We start from the raw sequence: 23,948 nt of genomic DNA, 5'->3' as shown, positions 1-23,948 counted from the left end.
ATAGGGTTGAAAGGCTGCTTCGGGTTATGCGTAGCGCAGGGGCTACAGCGAGACCTGCGTCTGAAGGGTTATTTCCGGCTTGTAGTCCACGTTATTCACGTCCGTGAAGTCGGGCCGGGCGCGGTAGTTGATGGTGAATTTGGCGTTGTGGCCGTCGACGTAGAAGTTGGCGCCGGCATCGAAGATGTTCACGTTGCGCTGCTCGTTGGTGGCTGTGCGCAGGCCCTCGTAGCCGGCCAGCAGGTGCGAGGCGTAGGGCTGCACGCGCAGCTTGGGGCCTAGCAGGTTTTTGGGCAGCAGAAAGCCAGCCTGCACGTAGCCCACGTTGCCGGTGCCGGAGTGCGGCACGGCGTTGCCGCGGCGGGCATCGGCGCCGTAGCCGGGGTTCGAGGCCCCGATGAAGCGCACGTGGTTGGGACCCATGTTGTAGTTGTAGTACACGCCGTAAATCGTGAAGGCCGTGCCGGCCTCCTTGTTAATGGGCGTATCGAAGAATACGTCGGCCGAGAACAGGGCAATGTCGTCTTTCCGGGTTTCGATGCCGGCAATCTGGGCTGGGGTGAAGGCCGTGCCCGTCACCGTCACGACGCTGCTCGTGGGCCTTGACACCATGCCGTCCTTGTTGTAGAAAAAGCCTGCCCCGATGTTGAACACCCGCTTGGTGCCCAGGTAGGTGCCCACGTTGAAGGGCAGCAGATTGGCTTCCTGCTCCAGAAACTCGTAGCTAAAATAGCCCTGGTAGATGTGGCTCGTGCCCTGCGGATTGTACTGGGCCGTGTTGTTGCCGGTGCTGGTTGTCACCTGGTTTGGGGCAGTGCCCGAAACGACGGGCGTGCCGCCCAGGCCCAGGGCATTGCTGAAGGTGCCGGTCTGGTTGGTCAGCATCGACTCGTTCACGCTCAGAGCGTAGTCCAGCTTGCCGATCCGGCCTTTGGCGTACACCCCGATGCCGCGCGCAAACTGGTCGATGGCCTCAATGGTGGGCCAGTTGGTGAGCGGTGCATCCAGGGTAAGGTAGTTGATGGTGCTGGAGCGCGTCATGCGCGAGAGGCCGTTCTGGTAGTGCATACCGGCGCCCAGATTCAGGTATTTATTCACCTTATATTCCACCACGGCCTCGTGCACAAACAGCTGGGGCTTCTTGCCGTCGGTGCCCGGCGCGAAACCGCCGCTCACGGCCGTCTGGTTGTTGATGCCCAAGTGGGTGTAGACCATAAAGCGCGGGTTCAGCTGCGACAGGATGATCAGGCGGGAGCGGCGAATGGCAAAGTCCAGCTGGTCGTCCTGGGGCTTGCCGGGCGCGCGCAGCGTGCCGGTATTGTTCTCGGTGTAGCGGGCCCAGATCTGGTGCCAGGTGATAAAGCGCAGGTACTTGGTGCCATCGGGCGAGAGGTTTACCCGCATCCCGGCCCCGTAGGGCGCCGATTCCGTCGGGACTGCGGCCGGTGTGGCTGCCGTCGTCGGCGATGCCGGAGCCGTGGGGGCCGCCTGGCCCGGCGGCAGCGGAGTGGCGGGAGGCGGGGCGGGCTGACCGGGCGGTGGGGTCGTCACTTGGGCCAGGGCCCCGCTTCCCGAGAGAAGCGCACTCAGTACCAAAGCGTAACGGGCGTTTTGCATGGACGTGGTGGGAATAGTGGTGAGGAAGGGTCGGGGGACGCCGCCCGCCACCACCTGGGCGCCGGACGACAGCACCAAGTAGAAAAAACTCCCGCCGGAAGTCACGCCCGTGCTATACTTCCGCTAACACCTATAGCTTTTCAGCCCTGCCGGAACCGTTCCCACCGAATCAGCATGTACTTATCGCCCAGCTCAGTTATCATCATGCCCGAGCCTTTCAGGTTTTCCGGCTTGGCAAAAAACTCCGCCAGCTCCTTCTGGTTCAAGATTTTGTACGTCGGATGATAGTCGGTCTGGCGCGGGGCCTTCATGCCGTACTTCTTCACCCAGTTCATCACGCTCACGTGGCTCACGCCCAGCAGCCGCTCAATCTCCCGGTAGCTCACGCCTTCCACGTACAGCTGCAAAGCCTTGATAACGTAATAGGTATCAACTTCCCGACCTATCTTTGCCACGGAAAAGTGGTAGCCGCAGTTTTTGCATTTATACCGCTGCCGCCCCCCTACCACGCCGCTTTTGGTGGCTTCCTTCGATTCACATTTGGGGCAGCTGTTCTGGGCCATCTGATAGGTGAGTAAGTCCTTACTAAAAAACTATAGCACTTTAGTAAAGATATATCATTTTAGCAAAAATAACTTTGTAATGCTATTTATCTTTAGCAGCCAAGCCGCACACCTGCCACTACATAGCCAGCACCACGGCCAGCACGGCATCCACGGCCAGGCCCAGGCGGCGCATATCCAGCCGCTCGAGGGTGTCGGTGGGCTCGTGGTAGTGCTTGTTGCGGTAGAAGGCCGTGTCGGTGAGCAGCACGGCCGGGTAGTCGAACTGCCAGTAGTTAAGGTGGTCGGAGAAGTCGATGCCGGGCAGCCAGGCCGGGGCTTTAAAGCGGCGCACGGGCAGGGCGGCCGTCTGCTTGTAGCGGCGGGCAAACTGCCGGCCGAAGCGTCCGTTGCCGAATTTCTGGGCCACCGTCACGTAGTTGCCCCGACTGCCATACACCAGCTTCAGCGGCGCTAGGGGATAATCCTGGCTGTTTTTGCGGTCATCGTAGTAGCCCAGCATTTCCAGGGCCACCATGCCTTTCACCGCCACCTGCTGGTCGTGCAACGATTTGGCGTGCACGTAGCTGCCCATGCTGTTGGTGCGAAAAAACGGCGGCTCTTCCAGTGTGTAGGCCACCAGCTCAATGCGGTACGGAAGCGTGTTTTGCTGCCCCAGTAGCCGGGCCAGCTCCAGCAGCGCGGCCACGCCGGTCCCGTTGTCGTCGGCGCCGGGCTGCTCGCCACACACGTCGTAGTGGGCCCCGATAATGAGGCGCGGGCTATTTTCGGGGCCAAAAGAGCCGATGACGTTGCGGTAAGTGTTGCCCTGCACCTGGTAGGGCTGCTCGCTGAGGCGGGCCCCGGCGGCTTGCAGTTCCCGACGGATGTAGTCGGCGGCCTGATTAAGGCTGGCCAGGTGCTGATAGTTACGCGGCTCAGGCGTGCTGGTAAGGGCCACCAAGTGGTGGCGCAGCCGCACCGTATCGGCGGTGGCCGGGGCCGCCACTGCCGGGCCGGGCCCTGTGGCAATAAGCAAGGCACCAAGGCCGATTTTTAGTAACAGCATAGCAGCAGGATAGAGAGTAACGCCGCCGCCGGAGCGCCGGCAGAAAGGCTGGTACTTTTCCACAAAGCATGCACAACAGGACCAGAGTAGAGGGACATGTTTTGCGAAAGTACATGTCTACCTGGCCGGACCACGACCCGACGCTCTCCCCTCCTACTCCTTTATTACCAGCCGGGCCTTTTCCGGGGCCACGCCAATGGTGGCAATGGCCCCCGAATTGAAGTGTAGAAAGTCGGTTTCCACGCCATCGGAGAAAATCACGCCGTTGGTAGGCATAAACGACTCGATGATGAGCGGCTCATTCTCATCCAGAATACCGGCCGTCAGGCTGGCCTGGGTGCGCTTGCTGCGGAAGGCTTCGCGCACCACGAACATCAGCTCCGTATCGGCAAACGCGGGCTGGGGCGGCGGGGTATCCGCCGGGTCGAGAAACTGCCTCATGCCGGCCGTCATGTTGAAAATAGAGCTGAGCCAGCCCGTGGAGCCCGACTTGGTGGAAACGATGATGCCCGACGAGGAATGGCTTTCCTCCTCGCCCTGGTAGCCGATGCGGTAGCGGGCCGACACGTGCGAGGCGTTGCCGATAAACAGGTCGTTGAAGCCCAGCAGGCGCTGCCCGTCGTTGAGGCGGGCCTCGGCCAGCGAGGCTTCCCGCACCCGGTAGCGGTCGGCCAGCACCCGCTCCACGGCCCGCAGGAAATCCTGGGGCGTGAAGGGCAGCAGCACACCGTCGTAGCGCTCCTGGTCGGGGTTCACGGCAATAATCGGGATGCCGTTCACGTACTTGGCCGTGTTAGCCACCAGCCCATCCTGGCCCACTACCACCACCAGCTGCTTGGGGTTGAAGAGGAAAGAGGGCAGAAAGGCCCGCTCCACCACCTTGTTCTTAAGCACGGACGAGAGCCGGCGCTGCACCAAGGAAAACGACTCCTGAAACCGGGCATTTTCCTCCTCGTACTCGGCAAACTCTCCGCCCAGGCTTTCGATGTAGAACTGGGCCTGGCCTTTGGTGTTGAACCGCTCCACAAGCTGCTCCAGCCGGGTTTTGTTGCGCACCAGAATGGCGTAGTCGATGCCGCTGCTGCTCATCGTCTGTTCTGCGGGTTCTGGGGCCGCTCCTGGGCTTTGTCGGAGTCACTGACCAGGGAGTCGAGCAGGTCGGGCGAGATGTTGAGGTTGCCGATTTTGGAGGCGTTTTCAGCCAGCTCCCGGAAGGCCAGGGCAATATTGAACTTGGGGTCGGGGTTGTTGCTCAGAGCCACCAACAGCTTCCAGTTCATGTCTTTGTAGGGCCGCAGAGTGGTTTCGAGCACGTAGCCGCGGGTGTCGGCCTCGCGGCGCTGGTTTTCGGCGTTTTGCTCAATCAGCAGCTTGCGCTGCTCTTCCACGGCAATGTCGGCCTGCACCTTCATTTCGCGCAGCTTGCGGGTGCTGTCGGCCTTCTGCATCTCGCCCTCGATTTTCTTCTCGGCAATCTGCTTGTTCTTTTCCTCCACCGCAATTTCGGTGTTCAACTCACTTTCCTTGATTCGGCGCTCCTGCTCTACGGCAAAGTTGCGGCGCTCAAACACGGCCTGGTCGGCTTCCTGCTGCAGCTTTTCGCGGGTTTCCGTTTCCAGGGCCCGGCCCATTTCGGGGGTGGCTTTCACGGCCAGAATGTTCACGCCCAGCACCTCGATTCCCAGCAGCCCCACGGCCTTGGAGGCGGCCAGCCCTTCCACGATATGCACCTCAATGGCCTTGGCCGCCCGCATGGCGTCCTTCAGGCCCAGGCTCTGCACGAAGGTAGCCGTGGCCGTCTGGGCCTCGTTGATGATGCGCTGGTGGAGCTTTTCCAGGTCATTTTTCTTGTACACGCCCCGGCTGTCGACGGTGAAGTCGAGCACTTCGGCCAGCTGCTTGGGGTTGCCGGCCTTGTAGGTTATCTGCCCCTGAATCGAGACGGTCTGGTAGTCGTGGGTGGTTTCGTTGAAGATGAAGGGCAGGTCGTTGCTGCCCATCGGAATGGCCACAATCGAGCTGTTGGGCCCGAAATAATAGAACGACAAGCCCCGCCCCTCCTTCGCAATGCGGCCATTCTTGTAGTGAATGGCGTAGGTCATCGAATCGAACTGAATGTGGTTTATTCCGAACATAACAGGCGTGGTGAAGAGGTGGGCGCGACGGTAAAAGTATCCATAGTTGGGAATATTGCCTGGTTGAATGCCTAATTAAGAACGTCCTGCTGAGCTTGCCGAAGCATCTCTACCACTTAGTGGCAGTGTCACTGGTTGTAGAGCCAATGATTACCATTGCAGTAGAGATGCTTCGACAAGCTCAGCAGGACGGCTTTCTTTAGCACGCGGGATGTCTCGCTAAGGCCCGACAGGACGGGCTGACGGCAACTAATTGCGCGCAAACCCTGAACTTCGCCCGCCAAACCCAGCCCCACCCGTATGCCCACCGCCCCTACCCCATTCCGCACCATCGACCCCGCCCTGATTAAGCCCAGCGAGCTGCACCCGTTTCTGGTGGGCGCCGTGGCCCCGCGGCCGGTGGCCTTTGCCAGTACCATCTCGGCCGACGGCAGCGTGAATCTGAGTCCCTACAGCTTCTTCAACTGCTTTGGCTCCAATCCGCCGATTCTGGTGTTTTCGCCCGCCAACCGGGTGCGCGACAACTCGCAGAAGCACACCCTGCAAAATGTGCGCGAAGTGCCCGAAGTCGTGATTCACATCTGTGACTACGCCATGGTCGAGCAGATGTCACTGGCCAGCACCGAGTATGAAAAGGGCGTCAATGAGTTCGTGAAGGCTGGTTTCACGGAAGTGCCGAGCCAGCGCGTAAAGCCGCCCCGCGTGGCCGAAGCCCCCGCCGCCTTCGAGTGCGTGGTGGAGCAGATCATTGAGCTGGGCCAGAACAACGGGGCCGGCAACCTGATTATCTGCCGGGTGGTGCTGGCTCATTTCCGCGAAGACATCGTGCTGCCCTCGGGCCAGGGCATCGACCCGTTCAAGCTCGACGCTATTGCCCGCCTCGGCGGCGACTGGTACTCCCGTGCTTCGGGCAGCAGCCTGTTTGAAGTGCCCAAGCCCAACCGCAACATGGGCATCGGCTACGACCAGCTCCCCGAGCACCTCCGAAATAGCGACCTGCTCAGCGGCAACAACCTGGGCCGGCTGGGCAACATCGAGCGCGAAGCCCTGCCCACGCCCGCGCAAGTAGCTGAGTTCCGGCAGGAGCCGCTGGTAGCCTATACGCTCAATAAATACCGCGAAACGCCCCAGGAGCTAAAAAAACAGTTGATGCTGCTGGGCAAGCAGTTTCTGGAGGAAGGCAAGCTGCTCGAAGCCTGGAAAGTACTGCTGCTGGTGCAGTAGCAGCGACGTAGCGCGAATTTTGTAGTTCGCGTCCCCCGCGCCATTAGCGCCTCGGCAACGATTGTCGTTCTGGTACGCGCACTACAAAGTTCGCGCTACAGCTCAAATGGCCGCGCCATTTCAAACAGCGACAATTCCAGCGGCTCCCATCCGGCGGCCCGCAGAAAGTCGTAGCCCGCGCCTTGGGTTACCATCGGCATCATCAGCGGCGGACCGGGAAAAGCGGCTTCCACGGCTTGTAGCAGCCGGCGGCCCCAACCTTGCCGGCGCAGGGCGTGGGGTACAATGGTGGTCAGAATCAAGGTGCGTTCCGCCTCGGGGCGCAGCAGTACGAAGGCTTTGTCATCGAGGGAAAACGCCTGCGTGGGCGCCGAGGCCGCCATCAGGGATTCGGCGGAAAACATCCAGGGCAGATTGGCCGTGCCTTCCCGCGCCACCAGGTGGGCTACTTCCCGCGGGTCTATTTCGGTAAGCTGCGCCGCGTGTTCAGCCGGGGCCGGTACGCGCCGGAAGGTGAATAGCTCCCGCGTGTTGACGAACCCCAGCCGCTCGTACAGCTTACGGGCCCGCTCGTTGGGCACGAATACTTCCAGCAGCATGCTTCTGTCACCACGGGCCTGGGCTTCGTCGAGGGCCGTTTGCAGCATCTGCTGGCCGTATCGTTTGCCCCGCGCCTCAATCACCAGACCCATGGCCGCCACCCGGCTCGTGTAGCCCCGCCGCGCAATGAGCACCAAACCCACCAGCTGCTCACCCCGAAACCAGAGCTTGCTGGCCTGGGCATCGAGGTGCTCGGAGCGGAAACGCCGCTCGAAGGTTTCGGGCGTGAACACCAGCGGCACGAAGTACTCCTCGAAGGAGCGGTTCATGGCCGTGGTAACCTGGGCCGAGGTGAAATCGAGAACGGGGCGGGCGGTGAGTGGAGCGGAGTTGGGAAGCACGGCAAGAAAGATTAGTAGAGATTAATAGACTGCCAACCCCATCCATCCGTTGCCTGTTCTGGCAGACCTGGCAGCTATATTCCCAGCGTCAGTAGCGCCAGGCCCAGCAGCATTAGCACCCAAAACAGGCCGAAAATACGGAGCAAGGCCCGCTGCCGGCCATTGAACTCGGCTTGTGCCACGGCCTGCACCTCAGGCGACACCAACAGGGCCGCATTAAATGCTTTGTGAGCCGCTACAAGGGGCCAAAAGGCCAATAGCGAAACTAGGCCCCCAGGCTCTGGCAGCAGCGACAGCAAAGCCAGCACAATGTAGGCTGCCGCTAGCAGTCCTGCCGGGTAGGCCACCGGCACTGCGTGGTCGCGCGCAAATTGCTTGACATCCCGCAACAGCGCATAAATCGTAAACACACTCAACAGCGCGCGCAGGGCGGGCAGGTTGTCGGTGTGCTGCCACCGGCCAAAAAAGCGCCACACCTTGTATTGCCACCATACAATATACAGCCCCAGCGTCAGCACGCACAGCACGATAAACTTAGGGGTACTGAGCACGTGCTGCTCCTCCATATAAGGGTCGGCAACGGCAGCAACGGATAGTCCTTGCGGATTCATAAAGCACTACAGATCATGCCCAGAAACCCGGGCGAATTGGTCAACCGAGAAGAACAGGCCGGTTAGTTCCGCACCGCAATCATCAGCCCCAGCTCCTTGTAGCGCATGTTGAATTTCTTGGCAATCGAAGCATTCGTCAACGAGCCTTTGTAGACGTACACGCCGGAGCGGAAATGCTCGTTGGTAAACAGCACCTCATTGATGCCCCCGTGCTGGCTGATTTCCTGCAGAATGGGCGTGAAGATGTTGCTCAGGGCGTTGGTAGCAGTGCGCGGCACGCGGGAGGCAATGTTGGGCACGCAGTAGTGCACCACGTCGTATTTGCGGTACACAGGCTTGCTGTGGCTGGTCATCTCCGAGGTTTCGAAGCAGCCGCCCTGGTCGATGCTCACGTCGATAATGACCGAGCCAGGCGCCATGCTGGCCACCACGCTTTCGGGCACCATAAACGGTATCCGGCCTTCCTCAGCATTCAAAGCGCCAATAACTACGTCGGCGCGGCGGATCTGCTGGTTGAGGACGAAGGTGTCGAGCGTGCTGGTATAAAGTGTGGTGCCCAGGTTCTGCTTGAGGCGGCGCAGCTTATACAAGTGGTTGTCGAACACCTTCACCTCGGCGCCCAGGCCGGTGGCGGCGCGGGCGGCGTATTCGGCCACGGTGCCAGCCCCCAGAATCACGACCTGGGACGGGGGCACACCCGTAATGCCGCCCAGAATCACGCCCTTGCCCTCGTTGGAACGGGCCAGATACTCGGCCGCTACCAGCATCACGGTAGAGCCCGCAATTTCGCTCATGGCCCGCACTACCGGCTTGGCGCCCGAGGGGTCCTTGATCAGCTCGAAGCTGATGGCATTCACCTTTTTGCGCAGAATGGCCGTGATATACTCCGAGGTCAGGGAGCCGAACTGCAAAGCCGAAATCAGCGTCTGGTTCGACTTCAGATAGTCGATTTCCTCCTGGGTAGGCGGGGCCACTTTCAGGATAATATCGGCCTCGTACACCTCCTTGGCCGAGTAGGCAATGGTGGCGCCGGCCTCCGAGTAGTCGTGGTCGGAGTACTTGCTGGGCTCCCCGGCCCCGCTTTCCATCACGACTTCGTGGCCTTCGTTCACGAGGTGCTTCACGGCTTCGGGCGTCAGGCAGATGCGGTTTTCCTGCAGCGAGGTTTCCCGGGGCAAGCCGATAAACAGCTTACGCTTACGCGTTTCCACGGCCAGCATGGATTCCTGCGTGTAGAAAGCGCGGCTCGTGGCCAGCGACTCAAATCCGGGGGGTATTGCTTCGGGCATTGGGCGGATGGGGTTCAGCGGCTCAGCCGAGGATGGGCTCCAGTTGCAGCAGGCGCGACTCGGGGCCAGTAACGGTGAGCGTGACGAGTAGCCTCTTCGGGGGCAAAAGCGCCTCCACGCGGCTTGGCCACTCTATCAGGCAAAGATAGCCAGAATCAAAGTACTCTAGCGCGCCAATATTCAGGGCCTCGTCCGGGTCGTCAATCCGGTAGAAGTCGAAGTGGTAAATGGGCTGGTCGCGCGAGTCGCGGTATTCATTGACCAGGGCGAAGGTGGGGCTGCTCACGTCGTCCTGCACGCCCAGGGCCCGGCACAGGGCTTTGATAAACGTGGTTTTGCCCGCGCCCATCTCGCCCTCAAACACCATAATAGTGTGGTCGTCGAGCAGCCCGGCCACCTGGGCGGCGGCCGCGGGCAGGTCGGCCAGCGTAGAAATCGTAAGTTCGGTCACGGGCATGGTAACAGGGTTTAGCAGCCGCAAGTTTAGCATTCTGCGCCAGCCTGTTCATCTTTGCCCGGCGCAACCCCGCTTTTTGCCGCTCCTGGGCCGCCTCTTATCCTTTTCTATCATGATGCTTTCCCGCGCCCGTTTTCTGCTGTTGCTGCTGCCCTTGCTCAGCTGTTCCCGCCCGCCCCACCCGGCCGGGCCGGCCACTTCGGCGGTGTACTTCCCCGGCCCTGGCAACCGCTGGCAGCACCGCCAGCCCGAGCAGGCCGGCTTCGACAAGGCCCGCCTTGCGGAAGCCATAACCTGGGCCAAGCAGCAGGAAACCACCCAGATGGCCCCGGACTTTTCCACCCAGGCCGAAATATTTGGGCAGCCTCTGGGACCGTTGCCCGCCAGCCGGGCCGCTACCAACGGCCTGATTCTGCGCCACGGCTACATCGTGGCCGAGTGGGGCGACACTGAGCGGGCCGACCCGACCTACAGCGTGGCCAAAAGCGTGCTGTCGACCCTGCTGGGCCTGACCCAGGAGCGGGGTCTGATCAAGGATATTCACGACCCGGTAGCCAACTACATCCAGGACGGGGGCTACGACTCGGCGCACAACCGCAAGGTGACCTGGGAGCACCACGCCCGCCAGACCAGTGAGTGGCAAGGCGAAATGTGGGGTAAAAATGCTGATTTCGTGGGGCGGGAGGCCTTTGGCAAGGGCGAGCGGAAACCCCGCACCCTGCAGGAGCCCGGCTCCTACTACGAGTACAACGACGTGCGCATCAACCGCTTCGCCTTGTCTTTGCTCCAGCTCTGGCGCCGGCCGCTGCCGGAAGTATTCCGCACCGAAATCATGCAGCCCATCGGGGCTTCCAGCTCCTGGCAGTGGGTGCCCTACCAGAACTCCACCGTGCCGATTGACGGCAAGCCCATTGCTTCAGTCAGTGGGGGCACGCGCTGGGGCGGCGGCCTCTGGATCAGCAGCCGCGACGAGGCCCGCTTCGGCTACCTGTTTCTGCGCCAGGGCCAGTGGCAAAACCGCCAGCTCGTGCCCCGCGCCTGGGTTCAGCAGGCCACCACACCCGGCCCCGTGGGCCCCGACTACGGCTACCTCTGGTGGCTGAACACCCAGCGCAAGGCCTGGACCGACGCGCCGGCCACCAGCTTCGCGGCCCTGGGCGCGGGCTCCAACACCATCTGGGTTGACCCCGAGCACGACCTCGTGATTGTGTGGCGCTGGCACAACGGCAGCCCCAATGAGCTGATCAAGCGGGTGCTGGCCGCCGTGCAGTAATGAGTAGCCCAACTCCATCCGTCACCTTCCCTCCCACTCTCTCGGCCATCCTTAGGCGCAACCGAGAAAATATTTCCGTCATGAGGCAACCTTCATGATATATCATACATCTATTCACTACCGCTGGATTTCTTCTCATGCTCTCCAATATTCTCTTTTACTCGCTTGACAAGGCCATCAAGCAATACCGGCGTTTTGCCCAGGCTAACATCGACCGGGCGGGCATTGCCATTACCATCGACCAGTGGCTGGTGCTGCGCGTGATTCTGGAAAACGACGACCTGACCCAGACCGAAATCGGGGACCGGGTTTTCAAGGACCAGGCCTCGGTGGCCCGCATTATCCGCCTGCTCACCGAGCGCAGCCTGCTGGTGGCCGAAGCCCTGCCCCACGACGGGCGCCGCACCCAGCTGCGCGTCACGGCCGAAGGCCAGCGCATCCTGGATGCCGTGCACCCTATCGTGCTCAGCAACCGGCAGATTGCCCTGCGTGGCCTCTCGGAAGAAGATACGGCCCAGCTGCAGCAGCTGCTGGAACGCATTTATCTGAACTGTACGCCTCAGCCCTAAGCTGCCAAGCCGGGAAATGAGGTAAAAAATCAAAAAAAAGTCCTGCCCTGCGCTATATATACGAAACAATTCGTATGTTTACTACGAAATAATTCGTACCCCTCCTCTTCCCCATCCGTCGGCCGCGGACCAGGGGTGGTAGTGCCGCCCAGTGGGTCTTACGCTGGAATATTTTTTCCGCAGGGTAGTCAGCGGCCTTCCGCTGCCGGCTGCCTTCCCCGACGGGCTCGTGATGCCCGCGGTAGCCTTACACCTCACTTCTCAGTATGAAAACTCTGTTACCCGGACGGTTTCCGTACCGCTCTGCTTTCCTGGCGCTGCTTCTGGGCTGGCTGCTCAGCGCGCCGGCCCAGGCCCAAACCCGCGCCACCATCACCGGCCAGCTTACCACGGCCAGCGGCGCGCCCATCGACTACGCCACCGTAACGCTCCACCGCGCCACCGACTCGGTGGTGGTGAAATCGGAGTTCAGCGACGGGCAAGGCACCTTCCGCTTCGAGCAGACGGCGGCGGGCAGCTACCTGGTGTCGGCCTCGCAGGTGGGCTTTGTGCGCACCTGGAGCAAGGCCTTTACCACCGGGGCCGAAACTGTGGCCCTGCCGGTTATGACCCTGGCCGCCAGCGGGGCCACGACGCTGAAGGAAGTGAAAGTAGTGGGCCAGAAGCCGTTGTTTGAGCGCGAAGCCGACCGCACCATTGTAAACGTGGAAGGCTCGACGCTGGCCGCCGGCAACACCTCACTGGACGTGCTCAGCCGCTCGCCGGGCGTGACCGTGGACGGCAACGACAACATCGGGCTGCGCGGGCGCCAGGGCGTGCTGGTGCTTATCGACGGCAAACGCCAGCCCATGACGGGCTCGGAGCTGGCCGATTACCTGCGGGCCTTGCCAGCCGAGCAGCTCAAGAGCATTGAGCTGATAACCAACCCACCGGCCAAATACGAGGCCCAGGGCAGCGCGGGCATCATTGCCATCAACCTGAAGAAAGACCAGCGCGTGGGCACCAACGGCAGCCTGAACAGCAGCTACGGCCACGGCCGCTTCAGCAAGTTTACCTCGGGGCTGACGCTGAACCACCGCACCAAAAAGACCAACACCTTCGGCTCCTATACCTACGCCAACCGCCGCAACTACGGCGCCCTGACCATTCACCGCGACTTTTTCGCGGCTGCCGACCAGGGCCGGCGCTACGACGGCAGCACCGACCAGGACAACTACAGCATTGGCCACAACCAGTCGCACAGCTGGAAGGCCGGGCTCGACTACAACCTCTCGGAAAATACCGTGGTGGGCATGACGGTGAACGGGCTGCAAACCCGCAGCGTACAGGACGGTACCAACCTGACCACGCTGACCGATGCCAGTGGCAACCCGCTGCGGGGCTACAACTCGACCAACGACCGGGAGGCCTCTTTCCCCAATGTGGCCGGCAACCTCAACTTCAAGCACACTTTTAAGGACTCGGTGGGCAACCGGGAGCTGACGGCCGACGCCGACTTTGCCCGCTACGAAACCAACCGCCTGCAGTACCTGGATACGTACTACGACCGGGCGCCCGTCGAGCAGTTTTACAAGCGCTACGGCGACCAGGACGGCCTGCTCACGATTCAGTCCATCAAGGCCGACTACACGCACCCGCTGAGCAAGCAGATGCGCCTGGAAGCCGGGGCCAAGGTTAGCTGGGTGTATTCCGACAACGACGTGGTATTTCGCATCCCGTTGGAGCGGGCCGATAACAGCCTGGATTTGAACACGCTGGTGCGGGACGTGAATACTTCCAACCGGTTTCGCTACGACGAGAACATCAACGCGGCCTACGTCAACATCAACCACACCCTGCCCAAATGGACGCTGCAGGCGGGTCTGCGCGGGGAGCAAACCCGGGGTGTGGGCCGGCAGGACGCGGTGCAGCCCGACATCAACGCCAACTTTACCCGCAACTACTTCCAGCTCTTCCCCAGCGCGGCCCTGAAGCACACCTTCACCGACCGGCACGAAGTCTCGGTGTCGCTCAGCCGCCGCATCGACCGGCCTTCCTACGGGCAGCTCAACCCCTTCCGCTCCTATATCGACGCGACGACCTATGGGGCGGGCAACCCCGAGCTGCGCCCCCAAACCAGCTACAATGTGGAGCTGACCCACACCTACCGGCAGAAGTTCAGCCTGGGCGTGAGCTACAGCCGCACCGACGACCCCATTGTGGGCACTGTGCAGCCCGACACGGTGAACAGCCGCATCGTGAAGTCGACGAGCCAGAACCTGGGCACCCAGCACTACTACGCCCTGACGCTGACGGCCCCGGTGGAGCTGGCCAAGTGGTGGAGTGTGTACAACAACGGCGTGTTCTACTACAGTCGCTTCGTGGGCAGCGTGGCCGGCACCACCTTGGGCGCCAGCAACGCCCGCCCGGCCTTTACGCTGAGCAGCAACAGCACCTTTACTTTCGGCAAGGGCTGGAGCGCCGATTTGAACACTGAATATCAGTCGCGGGAGCTCTACACGTTCTTCGATACCCGGCCGCGGGGCGAGGTGGCGTTTGGCATCCAGAAAAGCCTGTGGGAGCGGAAAGGCAACCTGAAGCTGAACGTGACGGACGTCTTCTACACCGGCGCCATCCGGGCCACCTCCACCTACGACAACTACGTGGAGCGCTTCTACCAGCGCGGCGACTTCCGGGTGGCGACCCTGGCCTTCACCTACCGCTTCGGCAACGACAAGCTGGCTCCTTCGCGCCGCCGCAGCGGTGGGGCCGAGGACGAAAAGCGCCGGGCCGGCGGCTCGTAGGGCATGTTTCTATACCTAATCCGAATCCCGGCCGCGTGTTCCCAGCGAATGCGCGGCCGTATTCTGTATAACTGAACTGATGATGGTTCACTAAAAGAGCTATAAAGTAGCATTAGCTCAACCCAAACCGGGCTAGCAAGGCTTCCTTGTGCTGCTTGCCGATGGGTAGCTTTTCGGGCAGATCATACAGCTCGGCCTCGTTGCCGCTGATGGCCTTGATGGCGTCCATGCGCACGATGTAGGACTTCTGAATGCGGGTGAAACGCTCGGCCGGCAGCTGGTCTTCGACCCGGCTCATGCGCAGGTAGGTGATGATGACGCGGTTTTTGAGGATGATTTTGATGTAATCCTTCATGCCCTCGATGTAGTAGATTTCGTCGAACAGCACCCGCTGCAGGCTGTGGCCCTCCTTGACGAACAGGAACTGCGGGGCGGCCGGCACCGGGGCGGCGGGGCGGCTGTTGATGATAAGCTGGGCCTTGTTCACGGCCTTGAGAAAGCGCGGAAACGAAACGGGCTTCACGATGTAGTCCAGGGCATCGAGCTCGAAGCCTTCAAGGGCGAAGTTGGGGTAGGCCGTGACGAAAACTACGTAGGGCGGGTTGTGCAGCGACTTGATGAACTCGATGCCGTTGACCTGAGGCATATTGATGTCGGAGAAAATCAGGTCGACTTTCTGTTGCTGCAGTATTTCCAGCGCCTCGAACACATGCTCGCAGCTGGCCAGCAGCTTCAGGCCGGGAATCTGGGAAACGTAGCCTTCGAGCAGCTCACGGGCGAAGGGCTCGTCGTCGATAATCAGGCAGTTAATCATTTAGGGTTGGGTAGTTGCTTTGTTTACACTGTAATCCTTGATCTGACGTCCGCTCAGCGAAGGACGTATTATCTTTGAACAGGTCGTAACAACGACGGTCCTTCGCTCTGCTCAGGATGACAGCTGAGGAGGATTAGCACTGCCGGCGAGATGTCGCACTTTATTCGACTGATGTACTTTTTTTAAGCCGGGTGCAGGCGTAGCGTCAGGGCGGCGCGGTAGGTGTTTTCGGGCTCGGGGCCGATGGTCAGCTGGTAGTCTTCCGGCGGGTAGTGCAGGGCCAGGCGCTTTTGCACGTTGGCCACGCCCACGCCGCCGAATTCGCGCGGGGGGCCGCTGGGAGTCAGGCTGTTGCTGACTTCGAAATGCAGCTGCCCGTCTTTCACTTCTAGCCCAATAGTCACCCAGCTAGCCTCCAGGCTACTGTCGACGCCGTGCTTGAAGGCATTTTCGACGAAGGGAAAGAACAGCAGCGGCGTGATACGGAAGTCGGCCACGGGGCCCGCCTGGTGGTAGCGGATGCTGACTTTGGGGCCGTAGCGCAGACGCTCCAGCTCCAGGTAGTCTTCCAGAAACCCGATTTCCCGGCTCAGGGGCACCAGCGCAGCATCCGATTCATAGACGGTGTAGTGCATCAAATCGGTGAGGTGCTGCACCATGGTGGGGGCGCGCTCGTCCTGCCGCACCACCATGGTGTAGATGTTGTTCAGGGTGTTGAACAAAAAGTGCGGGTTGACCTGGGCCTTGAGAAAGCTGACTTCCAGCGTGAGGTTTTCGCGCTGCAGGCGCAGGCTCTGGTTGCTGCTGGTGAGCAGAAACCGCACGAAGCGCACCAGAATCGGGGGTAGCGTGGTCACGGAAAAGTCGCTGATGCCCATGCTCACGGCCCGCCACGAAAACACCCCGCCCCAGAGGCCGTAGTCGATAAGGCGGTGCATGTAGTCGTGGGCGTTTGCCGAAATCAGCCCGTAGCGGTCTAGCAGGGCATAGTAGGCGTAGGAGAGCAGGCCCCAGGCGTAGTAGATGGCCAGTAGCCCCAGGGCCGTGCGCAGCCAGCGGCGCCGCAGCAGCCACCGGGGCAGCACCACCCGGGAGAAAAAGTAGTAGCCCAGCATGGTCGCCACCAGGTCCTTGAGCACGAAGCCCCAGGTCACGAGGGCCGTTTCCTGCCAGTTGCTGAACGCTACGAACTCCGCCAGGACAAACAGGCCCCACCAGAACACCGGCACCAGTACGCGTCGCAGGGCCGGCGCCAACACGGGCAGACGCCCGCCGGAAAAAGTTGTTTCCATACCAGGCTAGTTGAGCGCGAGAGTAAGTCGAACCCGCACCTCCCCCTGAGCCTCGGTGAGCTGCAGCGTGTGCCGCCCGGGATACTGCAGTTGCAGGCGCCGCTGCGCCCCGATGATAACCGGGTCGGTGGCGTAGGGCTGGGCACCGGGCGCGCCGCCGGTGCGGGCCAGGGCCAGGTGCAGCTCGGTGGCGCTGAGCTGCACGGTGCTACGAACGGCCACCGGACCGGCCGGAGCCGATGGCAGGCCCGCAAACAGCCGCTCCAGAAACGGGTGCAGCAGCAGGGGCGCAATCTGCTGGGTGGTAGCCGCGCCGAAAACTTCGTGGAAAATCGTGGTGGCGGCCGGGCTGCGCAGGCGCTCCAGGGCCAGGTAGTCGTCGAGGAACTCCAGCTCCCGGGCCAGGGGCACGCGCTCCGCGTCGGTTTCGTAGAGGGTATAGCGCATCAGATCGGCCAGGTGCAGCACTACGTCGCCGGCCCGGGGGTCACGGCTCCGGGTCATAGCATTCAGGCTGCCGAGCGTGTGGAAGAGAAACTGCGGGTTGATCTGGGCCTTGAGGTAGCTACGCTCCAGCCGCAGATGGTCGCGCTCCAGAGCCAGCCGCCGCCGGTCGACCACCAGAGCATACACCAGAAAGCTCACCACCAGGGGAAAGAGCATGGGCGCCAGCATGCCCACAAACGAGCCCAGCATGCCCGTAAAGCTGGTCAGGTCCTGCCACAGGGTTTCCACGTAAAACGCGTGCAGAGTGCGCCGCAGCACCGGGTCGAGGTCCACGTAGGTTTCAGCCAGGCGGGAGCCGGCGTACATCCAGAGCCGGTAACCATAAATTAACACCAGCCCCCCGCCCAGAGCCGGCCAGAAGCGCCCTTTCAGCAGCCAACGCGGGATAATGAGGTAGGTCAGGCTGTTGAACAGGATAATGGCAAAGCCGATCTGCAGCAGCACCAGGGGCCAGATGGGGCCGTCGAAGTGGTAGTTGGGGCGGTTGTTCCAGACCACGTAGAAGCCCGCCAGCAGCACCCACAGCAGCAGCTGCAGCAGCGTGGCAGTGGTGCGGGCACTCAGGGTTTGCCAGCGCAGCGTCGGCCAGCGGAAAGCAGATTCAGGCATGAAAAAAGGCAGACCACTTCAACCGTTGGTGGTGTGGGGCGGTGATTTGGTCGAATAAAATTCCAGTGCCTAAAGCTGCGCAATTTCTTTGGACCAGATCTTCTTCTTCACCCCAAATCCTTACCACCGTGCCTTCTTTCCGCTCCCTTCTGCGCCGCCTCACTCCTGCTGCCTCTTCCGCTGCCGCTCTGGCCGGCCGCCACCGCCACCTGACGCTGGTCCTGCTGGCGGGCTTGCTCGGCGGCTCGGCCCAGGCCCAGGAAACCGATACCACTTTTATCCGGCTGCTGCGCAAAAACACCTTTACCCTAACCCAGAACGGCCCCGAGCTGGCCGGCCCCGGCTGGGCCCGCCTGCAGCAGGATATTCAGCAAAGCCAGCTGGTGCTCCTGGGCGAGGACCACGGTGTGGCCCAGATTCCGGGCTTTGCCACGGCTGTAGCCCGCGAGTTGAAACCGGCGCTGTACGTGGCCGAAATCGACAAGTACCAGGCCCAGGATTTGAACCGCCTGGCCGCGCAGCCGGGTTTGCCCACCGCGTATAACAAACAGCACGCCATGGGTCTGGCCTTCTACAGCTGGGCCGAGGAGTTTGAGCTGGCCCGCTTCCTGCGCGCCCAGAACGTTCCTATCATGGGCGTCGACCAGGTAGGTATTATGACCACGGGCAGCCTGTTTGAGCGCATGGCCGCGCAAGCCAAAAGCAAGGCAGTACGCCGTGAGCTGCAGCACCGCGCCGCTGCCTACCAGGCTCAAGACCGCGCCGTGATGGTGAAGGGCGCCGGCAACTTCAGCATTTACCAGCGTCCCTCGGCCCTCGACAGCCTGCGCGCCCTCACCCAAAAGGAAGGGCCGCAGGTACAGCAAATGGTGCGCGACTTCACCCAGAGCAGCGAGATTTTTACGCTCTACAACACCCAGGGGGCCAAAAGCCACCAGCAGCGCATCAATCTGATGAAGCGCAACCTGCTGGAAAGCCTGCGCCCCTACGACCAGCCCGGCCAGCCCCTGCCCAAGATGCTGTTTAAGTTTGGGGCGGGCCACGTGGCGCGGGGCGTGAGCCTGACCGGCGGCGTGTACGACGTGGGCAACCTGGCCCTGAACCTAGCTGAAGTGCACGACCAGAAGTCCCTGCACATCTTCATTATCGGTAAGCAGGGCCTCAAAGCTGGCATGCCCAACCCCGACGACCTGAGCAAGCCGGGCCTACCCTATTCCAACGCCACCGACAAAATGGTGCAGGCCTTCGCCGCCCCGGCTGCGCCTGGCGCCTGGCAGGTATTCGACCTGCGCCCCCTGCGCCGCTACCTGCAGGCCGACCGGCTGAAGGTGAGCAGCCAGACGCTGAGCACCATTATCCAGGGCTACGATTATATGGTTATCATTCCGGAAACCACCGCCAGCCGCCCTTACTAAGACTTGTTGAAGCGGCTCATTTTTGGCACCATGCCCCCTTACCCCGCCTGCTTACGCCCGGCGCAGAGCCGGAATTTCCAGCAGGTGGCTCACGGTGTGCGTGGGCTGCAGGGCGCGGCACTGGTCGGCCTCACCGAAGCCGAAGGTAACCCAGCAGGAGTCGATGCGGCTGTTGTGGGCAAACTGCAAATCGGCCGTGGTGTCGCCGACCATCAGAATTTTATCGGTAGGCACCTCCGGGAAGCGCGGCCGCACCACTTCGTGAAACGCCATGGGGTCGGGCTTTTTGGCCAGCTGCTTTTCCGGCATGGTCCCGTCGCCGATAACCAGGGCCACGAAGGGCAGCAGCCCGAGCTGGGCCAGGGAGGCTTCGAGCACCGCCGCGCCCTTGTTGCTGAGCACCCCGATGAGCACGCCCCGCTCCGAGAGCTGGGCAAACAAGGCCAGCGCGCCGGGAAACGGGATTACCAGCGGCTCGGCCTCCCGGGCGTAGATGCCGCGGTAAGTAACGACCCACTCCGCTACTTCGGCTTCGGACAGCTCGGGAAACAGCTCCCGGAACATATCCCCCAGCACCAGGCCCTTGTTGATGATGGTCTGCAGTACCTCGGGCGCGGGCGCGGCCACCTGGTAGTGGGCAAAGGTGCGCTCGAAGCTGAAGACGATGGCGCGGCGGGTGTCGCACAGCGTGCCGTCGTAATCGAAGAGGAATAGCGAATAGGCCATACGGGCAGGCTACGGGTAAAAGCTTCGTAAGCTACGACGAGCGGGCGGATTGATAGGCCACGTAGCGCGAACTTTGTAGTTCGCGTGCCAGAACGACCTAATAGCGCGGGCCACGCGAACTACAAAGTTCGCGCTACGCATCATGCATCCCCATTAATATGGAATTCATACCATACTCGTCGGCTTAGATTAATTCTTACGTGGAACATAGAGCTTCCTCCGTCACTCTGGTGCGCCATTCTGGTACGCCAGCGGATGAAATAATCACTCGAAAAACCACGGATGTACACTACCTTATCACCTGAGACTGTCGTAGCCGGTATTAATTGCAGACGGTAGCGAACCAGACTGATGGTGTCAGGAGCGACAGAGGAATACTTAGGATATTTCTTCTGAAACTCCTTCGTCCTGCGTTTCTCTTTTAGGTTATACTCATCAACGAAGACCTGTAATAATTTATATACCTCATCTATTTCCTGCTCCGATAAAAAGGCTGGTTTTGAACCGGGGAAAATATTTCCACCCCCTCCGAAAAGGGAAGAATTGTAAACTCTCTGATTTTCGTTTTGGGTGGTAGTGACCTATGAGTATAACTGGGAAGCGGCAGACGCGGGAGGTGAATTATAGTAGCTGGCAGTGAAGCCTCTTGCTGGGTTTGCTTGGCAGTATCGGGCGGCTGGCAACTCGCCAGGATGGCTAATAAAAGCAGTGGTAAAACCTTATTCATTTTTCTCTTAAGGCTGATATAACACAATAGCGGCGGGCCTCCGAAGAAACCCGCCGCTACCAATGTATCTAAAAACTTCCTCCGCTACGCCTTCGAGGTGAGCGTGATAAACGGAATAATCACCTCCTCCAGGGAGATGCCGCCGTGCTGGAACGTGTCCTTGTAGTAGTTCACGTAGTAGTTGTAGTTGTTGGGGTAGGCGAAGAAATAGTCGCCCAGGGTGAAAACGTAGGCGGTGCTCACGTTTTCGCGGGGCAGGAAAATGCGCTCCGGCTTGCGCACCACGTACACGTCCTTGTCGGTGAAGCCCAGGTTTTTGCCGTGCTTGTAGCGCAGGTTGGTGTTCGTGTTCCGGTCGCCCACAATCTTGAAGGGCCGCTTTACGCGTATCGTGCCGTGGTCGGTAGTGATGATGAGCTTGCCCTTTTTCTCGGCAATCTGCTGCAGCATCTCATACAAGGGCGAGTGCAGGAACCACGAGCGGGTGATAGAGCGGTACGCCGACTCATCGGCGGCCAGCTCCCGAATCATGGCCATGTCGGTGCGGGCGTGCGAGAGCATGTCCACGAAGTTGTAGACGATGACGTTGCACTTATAATTGTTGTGCAGGTTGCTCATCTTGCCCAGCAGGTCCTTGCCGGCCTGCAGGTTCGTGACCTTGTTGTAGCTGAACTTGTGCTTCTGGTTGGCCTTCTGGAACATGATTTCCATGAATTCGGCCTCGTTCAGGTTCTTGCCCTCGTCGTCGTCGTCATTCACCCACAGATTCGGGTACTTCTTCTGAATCTCGCCGGGCATCATGCCCGAGAAGATGGCATTGCGGGCGTAGGCCGTGGTGGTGGGCAGAATCGAGTAGTACATTTCCTCCTGGTCCACCGTGAACAGCTCAGCAATGATGGGCTCCAGAATCTTCCACTGGTCGTAGCGCAGGTTGTCAATCAGCAGGAAGTAGACGGGCGTGTCGCCGGTTTCTTTGAGCAGCGGAAATACGCGCTTCTGGAACAGCTCGTGCGACATCAGCGGGGCGTCGTCGTCCTCCTTGTTCACCCACTCCTCGTAGTTGTCCATGATGAACTTACAGAAGTAGTTGTTGGCCTCGTCCTTCTGCATGTTGAAGACTTCGGCCATGCTTTTGCCTTCCGTCTCGTCGATTTCCAGCTCCCAATACACGAGCTTCTTGTACACGTCGGCCCACTCCGAGGGGCTCAGCCGGTCGCCGAGCTGCATGCCCAGCTGGCGGAAGTCGCGCTGGTAGCTGCTGTTGGTTTTCTCCGAAATCAGGCGCTTGTTGTCCAGCACCTTCTTCACGCTGAGCAGAATCTGGTTCGGATTGACGGGCTTGATGAGGTAATCGGCAATCTTGGAGCCGATGGCGTCCTCCATGATGTGCTCTTCCTCGCTCTTGGTAATCATGATGACGGGCAGCGTGGGCTTCACCGCTTTAATCTCCGTCAGGGTTTCCAGGCCGGTCAGGCCGGGCATGTTCTCGTCGAGAAACACGATATCGAAGTTCTGCTCCTGCACCTGCTCGATGGCATCGGCGCCCGAGTTTACGCCGGTCACGTCGTAGCCTTTTTCGGTCAGAAAGAGAATGTGGGGTTTGAGCAGGTCGATTTCGTCGTCGGCCCAGAGGATGGAGTACCGTTGCATATAAGGATGTTGGGAATCTTGAAAAAGTCGCGCCCGGCTAGCAAACCCGGCGTTTCGGAAAGGCGGCATGCGGGCAAGCCGACCGCCAGCTATTCAGTTGTCCTCAAAGAGGCTGAAGGCCGCAAGCAGGTTGCAAATGCCGTTTCGTAAGTAGCTTTACTCCCAATACCCGGTTTTTGGTTTTGAAAAATTACGGCAATCCGATATTCGGCCGCCTAACTCCGCCGTAAAGAAGCCAAAAATTGTTGAGTTGGTTTTCGCTGCGGTGCCGCGCCTGGCTTTCCAGGTTGTTGTATCTCAACTTCTCTACCCGCCTTATGTTCCGCCCACGCGCTTTATACCGGCGCGCTACGCCTGTCTCCTTTGAACAAAAAGAAAATCTTCAACGACCCGGTCTACGGCTTTGTCACGGTGCCCACCGAGTTGCTGTTCGACCTGATTGAGCACCCCTACTTCCAGCGCCTGCGCCGCATTCAGCAGCTGGGCCTCACCGGCTTCGTGTACCCCGGCGCCCTGCACACGCGCTTTCACCACGCCCTGGGCGCCATGCACCTGATGACCCTGGCTTTGCGCACGCTCAAGGACAAAGGCGTGAAGATTTCGGCCCGGGAAGGCGAGGCGGCCCTGGTGGCCATCCTGCTCCACGACATCGGCCACGGCCCCCTCTCCCACGCCCTGGAGCACGCCATTTTCCACGAAGTGCCCCACGAGCAGCTCAGCTTGTTTCTGATGCAGAAGCTTAATAAGGAGCACGACGGGGCCCTGGACCTGGCCATCCGCATCTTCCAGGGCACCTACGAGCGGCCGTTTTTCCACCAGCTCGTCAGCTCCCAGCTCGACATGGACCGCCTCGACTACCTCAACCGGGACTCCTTCTATACCGGCGTGCAGGAAGGCCGCCCCGGCGCCGACCGTCTCATCAAGATGCTCACGGTGGTGGACGAGAAGCTGGTGCTGGAGGAAAAAGCCGTCTACAGCATCGAGAACTTTCTGGTGAGCCGCCGCCTGATGTACTGGCAGGTGTACCTGCACAAGACCGTGACCAGCGCCGAGCAGATGATTATCCGCATCATCCAGCGGGCCCGGGATTTGGTGCGCTCCGGCCACGAGGTGCCCGCCACCCCCGACCTGCACTACTTCCTGGCCAAGCCCGTGAGCATCCTCAACTTCTCCCAGGACGATACCATCCTGCAACGCTTCGTGCAGCTGGACGACACCGACGTGTGGAGCGCCGTGAAAATGTGGGCCTCCCACCCCGATAAAGTCCTCAGCTACATGTCGCGCAGCATGCTGGACCGCCGGCTGTTCAAGATTATTCTGCAGAGTGAGCCCTTCGACGACGACCTGGGCCTGGGCGTCATCGAGCTGATTGCCGAGAAGTTCGGCCTCTCGCCCCAGGATGCCAGTCAGCTCATGCTGGCCGGGCGCATCAGCAACAACGCCTACGACGCGGCCGGCAAAGACACGATTGATGTACTGACCAAAGGCGGCCGGGTTATCAACGTGGCTGAAGCCTCCGACTTGCCCAACATCCGGGCCCTGGGCCAGCGCGTCGAGAAGCACTACATCTGCTACCCTAAGGAAATAGCGCACTAAACAAGTTTTTGGCTTTTGGGTAATACCGGTTGACGCCTCCACTGAGTTTAAGCCCAAGCCAGCAGCGCGTTACTGCACGAGCAACGACCAAAAACCAAAAAC

20 protein-coding genes and 1 pseudogene are annotated in these 23,948 nt (G+C 60.7%); 6 read left to right on the top strand and 15 right to left on the bottom strand.

The features are described from left to right. Positions 1–42: 42 nt before the first annotated feature. The 6 genes and pseudogenes from LGH70_RS04385 to LGH70_RS04365 all read right to left on the bottom strand — a co-directional run bounded on the left by LGH70_RS04385 (position 43) and on the right by LGH70_RS04365 (position 5,363). Positions 43–1,692, bottom strand: coding sequence for a hypothetical protein (locus tag LGH70_RS04385; protein ID WP_226183725.1), 1,650 nt, complete (start codon positions 1,690–1,692; stop codon positions 43–45). A gap of 65 nt (positions 1,693–1,757) precedes the next feature. Next, positions 1,758–2,072 carry a terminase gpP N-terminus-related DNA-binding protein gene (locus LGH70_RS04380; RefSeq protein ID WP_226183090.1) on the bottom strand — a complete coding sequence of 105 codons (315 nt, stop codon included), beginning with the start codon at positions 2,070–2,072 and terminating at the stop codon, positions 1,758–1,760. Positions 2,073–2,084: 12 nt separating this feature from the next. Further along, positions 2,085–2,180 (bottom strand): annotated as a pseudogene (locus LGH70_RS23910) (transposase-like zinc-binding domain-containing protein); the annotation flags it as partial. Between the two features lie 118 nt (positions 2,181–2,298). Further along, a complete protein-coding gene (locus LGH70_RS04375; protein ID WP_226183088.1) occupies positions 2,299–3,228 on the bottom strand; it encodes a M28 family peptidase in 930 nt (309 codons plus the stop codon). 153 nt (positions 3,229–3,381) lie between these two features. After that, entirely contained in the window at positions 3,382–4,317 is a 936-nt protein-coding gene (locus LGH70_RS04370) for an NAD(+)/NADH kinase (protein WP_226183086.1), read from the bottom strand. Continuing rightward, the gene (locus tag LGH70_RS04365) at positions 4,314–5,363 is read right to left on the bottom strand and encodes an SPFH domain-containing protein (RefSeq protein ID WP_226183084.1); all 1,050 of its coding nucleotides are present in this window, start codon (positions 5,361–5,363) and stop codon (positions 4,314–4,316) included. The genes LGH70_RS04370 and LGH70_RS04365 overlap by 4 nt, the downstream gene beginning before the upstream one ends. A 300-nt stretch (positions 5,364–5,663) precedes the next feature. Between LGH70_RS04365 and LGH70_RS04360 the strand changes: the two genes are divergently transcribed. Beyond that, positions 5,664–6,587 carry a flavin reductase family protein gene (locus tag LGH70_RS04360; protein WP_226183082.1) on the top strand — a complete coding sequence of 308 codons (924 nt, stop codon included), beginning with the start codon at positions 5,664–5,666 and terminating at the stop codon, positions 6,585–6,587. A gap of 95 nt (positions 6,588–6,682) precedes the next feature. On the opposite strand, the gene LGH70_RS04355 is transcribed toward LGH70_RS04360, so the two are convergent. The 4 genes from LGH70_RS04355 to tsaE all read right to left on the bottom strand — a co-directional run bounded on the left by LGH70_RS04355 (position 6,683) and on the right by tsaE (position 9,885). Beyond that, on the bottom strand, positions 6,683–7,528 hold the full coding sequence (locus tag LGH70_RS04355) for a GNAT family N-acetyltransferase (RefSeq protein ID WP_226183081.1): 846 nt from the start codon (positions 7,526–7,528) through the stop codon (positions 6,683–6,685). Between the two features lie 74 nt (positions 7,529–7,602). Continuing rightward, the gene (locus tag LGH70_RS04350; RefSeq protein WP_226183079.1) at positions 7,603–8,139 is read right to left on the bottom strand and encodes a hypothetical protein; all 537 of its coding nucleotides are present in this window, start codon (positions 8,137–8,139) and stop codon (positions 7,603–7,605) included. Positions 8,140–8,201: 62 nt separating this feature from the next. Further along, on the bottom strand, positions 8,202–9,428 hold the full coding sequence (locus tag LGH70_RS04345) for an alanine dehydrogenase (RefSeq protein ID WP_226183077.1): 1,227 nt from the start codon (positions 9,426–9,428) through the stop codon (positions 8,202–8,204). A gap of 22 nt (positions 9,429–9,450) precedes the next feature. After that, on the bottom strand, positions 9,451–9,885 hold the full coding sequence (gene tsaE, locus LGH70_RS04340) for a tRNA (adenosine(37)-N6)-threonylcarbamoyltransferase complex ATPase subunit type 1 TsaE (protein ID WP_226183075.1): 435 nt from the start codon (positions 9,883–9,885) through the stop codon (positions 9,451–9,453). A gap of 112 nt (positions 9,886–9,997) precedes the next feature. On the opposite strand from tsaE, the gene LGH70_RS04335 reads away from it, so the two are divergent. The 3 genes from LGH70_RS04335 to LGH70_RS04325 all read left to right on the top strand — a co-directional run bounded on the left by LGH70_RS04335 (position 9,998) and on the right by LGH70_RS04325 (position 14,510). Further along, a complete protein-coding gene (locus LGH70_RS04335; protein WP_226183073.1) occupies positions 9,998–11,158 on the top strand; it encodes a serine hydrolase domain-containing protein in 1,161 nt (386 codons plus the stop codon). A gap of 137 nt (positions 11,159–11,295) precedes the next feature. Then, the gene (locus tag LGH70_RS04330) at positions 11,296–11,727 is read left to right on the top strand and encodes a MarR family winged helix-turn-helix transcriptional regulator (protein ID WP_226183071.1); all 432 of its coding nucleotides are present in this window, start codon (positions 11,296–11,298) and stop codon (positions 11,725–11,727) included. 266 nt (positions 11,728–11,993) lie between these two features. Continuing rightward, the gene (locus LGH70_RS04325; RefSeq protein WP_226183069.1) at positions 11,994–14,510 is read left to right on the top strand and encodes a TonB-dependent receptor domain-containing protein; all 2,517 of its coding nucleotides are present in this window, start codon (positions 11,994–11,996) and stop codon (positions 14,508–14,510) included. Between the two features lie 112 nt (positions 14,511–14,622). Here the strand turns inward: LGH70_RS04325 and LGH70_RS04320 are convergent, their stop codons facing one another. From LGH70_RS04320 to LGH70_RS04310, 3 genes are all read right to left on the bottom strand, one after another. Beyond that, positions 14,623–15,324 carry a LytR/AlgR family response regulator transcription factor gene (locus LGH70_RS04320; protein ID WP_226183067.1) on the bottom strand — a complete coding sequence of 234 codons (702 nt, stop codon included), beginning with the start codon at positions 15,322–15,324 and terminating at the stop codon, positions 14,623–14,625. 182 nt (positions 15,325–15,506) lie between these two features. Then, positions 15,507–16,616 (bottom strand): sensor histidine kinase, encoded by a 1,110-nt coding sequence (locus LGH70_RS04315; RefSeq protein ID WP_226183065.1) that lies wholly within the window; start codon positions 16,614–16,616, stop codon positions 15,507–15,509. Positions 16,617–16,622: 6 nt separating this feature from the next. After that, on the bottom strand, positions 16,623–17,732 hold the full coding sequence (locus LGH70_RS04310) for a sensor histidine kinase (RefSeq protein ID WP_226183063.1): 1,110 nt from the start codon (positions 17,730–17,732) through the stop codon (positions 16,623–16,625). A gap of 128 nt (positions 17,733–17,860) precedes the next feature. On the opposite strand from LGH70_RS04310, the gene LGH70_RS04305 reads away from it, so the two are divergent. Further along, a complete protein-coding gene (locus tag LGH70_RS04305; RefSeq protein WP_226183061.1) occupies positions 17,861–19,147 on the top strand; it encodes a hypothetical protein in 1,287 nt (428 codons plus the stop codon). 51 nt (positions 19,148–19,198) lie between these two features. Here LGH70_RS04305 and LGH70_RS04300 read toward each other — a convergent pair whose 3' ends face one another. Both LGH70_RS04300 and porX read right to left on the bottom strand, forming a co-directional pair. Next, positions 19,199–19,873: an HAD family hydrolase gene (locus LGH70_RS04300; RefSeq protein WP_226183059.1), complete on the bottom strand. Its 675-nt coding sequence runs from the start codon at positions 19,871–19,873 to the stop codon at positions 19,199–19,201. Positions 19,874–20,684: 811 nt separating this feature from the next. Continuing rightward, positions 20,685–22,250 (bottom strand): T9SS response regulator signal transducer PorX, encoded by a 1,566-nt coding sequence (porX, locus tag LGH70_RS04295; protein ID WP_226183058.1) that lies wholly within the window; start codon positions 22,248–22,250, stop codon positions 20,685–20,687. A 363-nt stretch (positions 22,251–22,613) separates the two neighbouring features. Between porX and LGH70_RS04290 the strand changes: the two genes are divergently transcribed. After that, the gene (locus LGH70_RS04290; RefSeq protein WP_226183056.1) at positions 22,614–23,846 is read left to right on the top strand and encodes an HD domain-containing protein; all 1,233 of its coding nucleotides are present in this window, start codon (positions 22,614–22,616) and stop codon (positions 23,844–23,846) included. The last annotated feature ends 102 nt before the right edge of the window (positions 23,847–23,948 follow it).

The sequence above is a fragment of the Hymenobacter nitidus genome, assembly GCF_020447315.1.
GTDB lineage: Bacteria > Bacteroidota > Bacteroidia > Cytophagales > Hymenobacteraceae > Hymenobacter > Hymenobacter nitidus.
Note: the sequence above shows the minus strand (reverse complement) of the source record. Positions and strands in the feature narration are given on the sequence as shown.